Annotated in this window: 2 protein-coding genes; both read left to right on the plus strand. The window is 69.7% G+C overall.

All coding sequences use genetic code 11. The annotated features are described in order from the left end of the window. Positions 1 to 388: 388 nt before the first annotated feature. Positions 389 to 3,346, plus strand: coding sequence for a M14 family zinc carboxypeptidase (locus tag ACFV57_RS16355; protein WP_385231574.1), 2,958 nt, complete (start codon positions 389 to 391; stop codon positions 3,344 to 3,346). 171 nt (positions 3,347 to 3,517) lie between these two features. Further along, positions 3,518 to 4,236, plus strand: a 719-nt coding sequence (locus ACFV57_RS16360) for a type I glyceraldehyde-3-phosphate dehydrogenase (RefSeq protein WP_385231577.1), incomplete at its 3' end; no start/stop codon positions are given.

The raw sequence follows: 4,236 nt of genomic DNA on the forward strand, positions 1-4,236 counted from the left end.
AGGCGTCCCCCACCCACGTACGTGTCAGGCTGCCGCGTACGGGAGGGTCCGGGACCGTAGGACGGAGTCCGTAGGGGCCGGGCCCGCGCCGCCGATTCCGTGCCGCAAAGTTTCGGCGGCCGGTGCCGGGCCGGGCACCGTGGCCGACTCGCTGCCCGCCCCAGGTGCCGCGTGCGGACCTGTACGGCGAGCAGCCACCGGTGGGGGGCGTCCCCCCCCCAATCCACGCCGCAGCCCCCTGACACGTACGCGGAAAACCGTCGCGCCCGCCGCGACACCGCTTCTCGGCCACACCGGGCTTTCACTACGCCTTGTATTGACTTGATCATGCAGCGTCACCAGTCTGTCGAACGCCCATTCACGAGGTGGACGACGGCAAGGGGGGCTCATGAGACGCAGGGCGAGATCCTTACTCGCGGCGGCGACGTTGCTGCTGGGAGGGGTGGTGGCGGTGCCCGCCGCGCAGGCGCAGGCGGGGGATGGGGGAAAAGGCGTCAAAGACGCCATCGCGGTCTGGACGGCCGAGGTCACCGAGGCGCAGGTGCCGCTGTTGCTGAAGGCGGGGGTGGACGGGCACGAGCTGAGTGCGCAGGTGCCGAAGAGCGGCAAGGCCGAGGTCGAGGTGTACCTCTCCGCCGCGCAGGCGGCCACGTTGCGGCAGCAGGGCGTGGAGCTGACACGCAGGATCGTTTCTGCGGAGGCGCGGGCCAGGGTGAGGGCCCAGGGGGACCGGGTCTTCCGGCCGTACATGGGCGTCAACGGGCTGATGAAGGAGATGATCGACACCGCCCGGTTCAACCGGAAGCTGGCGAAGGTCGTCAGTATCGGCAAGACCGTCAAGGGCCGCGACATCATGGCCCTGAAGCTCACCAAGGACGCCGAGACGACCGAGGACGGCGCCAAGCCCGCGGTGCTGTACATGTCCAACCAGCACGCGCGGGAGTGGATCACTCCCGAGATGACCCGCCGGCTGATGCAGTACTATCTGGCCGGATACGGCAAGGACCCCCGGCTGACCAAGATCCTCGACACCACCGAGCTGTGGTTCGTGCTCTCCGCGAACCCGGACGGCTACGACTACACCTTCGAGGACCCGAAGAACCGGCTGTGGCGCAAGAATCTGCGGGACAACAACGGCGACGGCAAGACCGCCCCCGGCGATGGCGTCGACCTCAACCGCAACTTCTCCTACAAATGGGGCTACGACAACGAGGGTTCGTCCCCGAACCCGGCCGGTGAGACCTACCGCGGACCGGCCGCCGCCTCCGAGCCCGAGACCAAGGCGCTGGACGCCTTCGAGAAGCGCATCGGCTTCCAGTACGCCATCAACTACCACTCCGCCGCCGAGCTGATCCTCTACGGCGTCGGCTGGCAGGTGGCCACCCCCACCCCCGACGACGTCCTCTACCGGGCCCTGGCCGGAACCCCGGAGAAGTCCGCGATTCCTGGCTACCGCCCGCAGGTCTCGTCCGAGCTGTACATCACCAACGGCGAGGCCGACGGGCACGCGTCCAACGTCAACGGCATCCCCATGTTCACCCCGGAGATGTCGACCTGTCAGACCGCGTCCAACGCCGATCCCGACGACGAGTGGAACGCCGCCGACTGCCAGTCCGTCTTCAACTTCCCCGACTCCGAGAAGCTCATCCAGGCGGAGTTCGAGAAGAACATCCCCTTCGCGCTCTCCGTCGCCGAGAGCGCCCCGCATCCGGACCGGCCCGTCTCGTCCGTGGGCCTGAAGGCGCCCGACTTCACCCCGCATGCCTTCACCACCTCCTACGCCCGCGGCGAGGAGCAGGAAGTCGCCGTCACCGCACGGAAGTCCGTACGGGACAAGGAGCTCAACTACCGCGTCAACGGCGGCCGGCCGCACACCGAGGAGCTGGCGGCGTGGAAGGGCGGCGAGACCTACGGGGGCGAGGACAACCTCCACTTCGACCAGTACCGGGCCGCCGTCGAGGGCGCCGATCCGGGGGACAGGGTCGAGGTCTGGTTCTCCGGCCGGACCCGTGACGGCAAGGCCACCAAGAGCGAAACGTTCACGTACACCGTCGCCGAGCGGCCGCGCGCCGACACCCTCGTCCTCGCGGAGGAGGGCGGCACCACTCCGGCGCGGCACACCGCCGCCTACACCAAGGCGCTCGCCGCCAACGGCCACCGCGCGGCGGTCTGGGACGTCGCCCGGCAGGGCACCCCGGACGCGCTCGGTGTCCTGAGCCACTTCGAGAACGTCGTCTGGTACACGGGGGCCGGCCGGCCGGGCGGCGCCACCCTGCTGGCCGTACGCGACTACCTCAACGAGGGCGGCAAGCTGCTCGCCGCCGGTGAGCAGGCGGGCGGCAGCGCGGTGGTCGGCCGTGCGGTGACCGACGACTTCAGCCAGTACTACCTGGGCGCCGGCGGCCGCGTACCCGTCAAGAACCCGCCCGCCTTCAAGGGCGCCGGCAAGCTGGCCGGAGCGGAGGCCAAGCTCGTCGGCGCGCCGGACAACCCGCTGGATTCGGCGGGCGCCCACTCGGTGATCTCCGACGAACTGCCGCCGGCCACCTTTCCGCAGTTCGCCAGCGCCGCGGCCGGGGACTACCCGGGAGTACGGACACCGTTCCAGCCGTACGAAGGCGACTGGTTCGCCGCCGCGCAGCACCGCGACAGCTCCTGGATGCGGCTGACCCGGACCGTGGACCTGACGGGCGTCGCCGCGAGCGCGAAACCCGCCCTCCAGTTCATGCTCAGCCACGACACCGAGGCCGGCTACGACAACGCCGTCGTCGAGGCGCACACCACCGGCAAGGACGACTGGACCACGCTGCCCGACGCGAACGGCGGCACCGGCACCGACGTACCCGCCGAGTGCGGGGCGGGCTTCTACCTGGCCGCCCACCCCTTCCTCCAGCACTACCTGACCCGGACCGGCACCGAGTGCCGCAACACCGGCACCACCGGTGCGTGGAACCGCTTCACGGGCGCCTCGGACGGCTGGCGGCCGGTCTCCGTCGACCTGTCCGCCTACGCCGGGCAGCGGGTCGAGCTGTCGATCGCGTACATCACCGACCCCAGCACCGGCGGCCGCGGCGTCTTCGTGGACAACACCAAGGTCACCACCGGTAGCGGCGGCGAGCCCTTGGAGGGCTTCGAGACCTCCCTCGGGCCCTGGGCCGTCCCCGGGCCGCCCGCCGGCAGCCCGCCCGCCACCGGCGACTGGACCCGCTCCAAGGAGCTGTTCCGGGCCGCGGCCGCGGTGACCACCCGTGACACCGTCCTGCTGGGCTTCGGCCTGGAGCACGTACAGACCGCTGCGGAACGGGCGAAACTGACCGGCGCGGCGCTCAAGGCCCTCGACGGCTGACCGCGCCGGTACTCTCTCGGCGAACAGGGCGGTCCGTGGCCCCAGAGTGGGCCCGGACCGCCCCTGTCAATGTCACGTACGTCTCGTATTGGGGGTAGGGTCGGAGGCGGTCGGGGACATCCCATACAGCTCGCCGGTAGTGCACCGGCGCACCAACGAGGAGATCGGTTCGTGACGATCCGCGTAGGCATCAACGGATTCGGCCGCATTGGTCGCAACTACTTCCGCGCGCTCCTGGAGCAGGGCGCGGACATCGAAATCGTCGGTGTCAACGACCTGACCGACAACGCCACCCTGGTTCACCTGCTGAAGTACGACTCCATCCTGGGTCGCCTCAAGCAGGACGTCAGCCACACCGACGACACCATCACGGTCGGCAACCAGACCTTCAAGACGATGGCCGAGCGCGACCCGGCGAACCTGCCGTGGGCCGCGCTGGGCGCCGACATCGTCATCGAGTCGACCGGCATCTTCACCAAGAAGGCCGACGCCGAGAAGCACATCCAGGCCGGCGCCAAGAAGGTCCTGATCTCCGCGCCCGCCAAGGGCGAGGACATCACCATCGTGATGGGCGTCAACCAGGACAAGTACGACGCGGCCAACCACCACGTCATCTCCAACGCCTCCTGCACCACCAACTGTGTGGCGCCGATGGCCAAGGTTCTCGACGAGAACTTCGGCATCGTCAAGGGCCTGATGACCACGGTCCACGCGTACACCAACGACCAGCGCATCCTGGACTTCCCGCACTCGGACCTGCGCCGCGCCCGCGCCGCCGCGGAGAACATCATCCCGACCACGACCGGTGCCGCCAAGGCCACCGCGCTGGTCCTCCCGCAGCTGGAGGGCAAGCTGGACGGCATCGCCATGCGCGTGCCGGTCCCCACCGG

This window comes from Streptomyces sp. NPDC059788 (assembly GCF_042732265.1).
Taxonomy (GTDB): Bacteria; Actinomycetota; Actinomycetes; order Streptomycetales; family Streptomycetaceae; genus Streptomyces.

Excerpts from the sequence above, each read along its gene's own strand:
- ACFV57_RS16355 (WP_385231574.1), top strand. The coding sequence starts at position 389 with ATGAGACGCAGGGCGAGATCCTTACTCGCGGCGGCGACGTTGCTGCTG.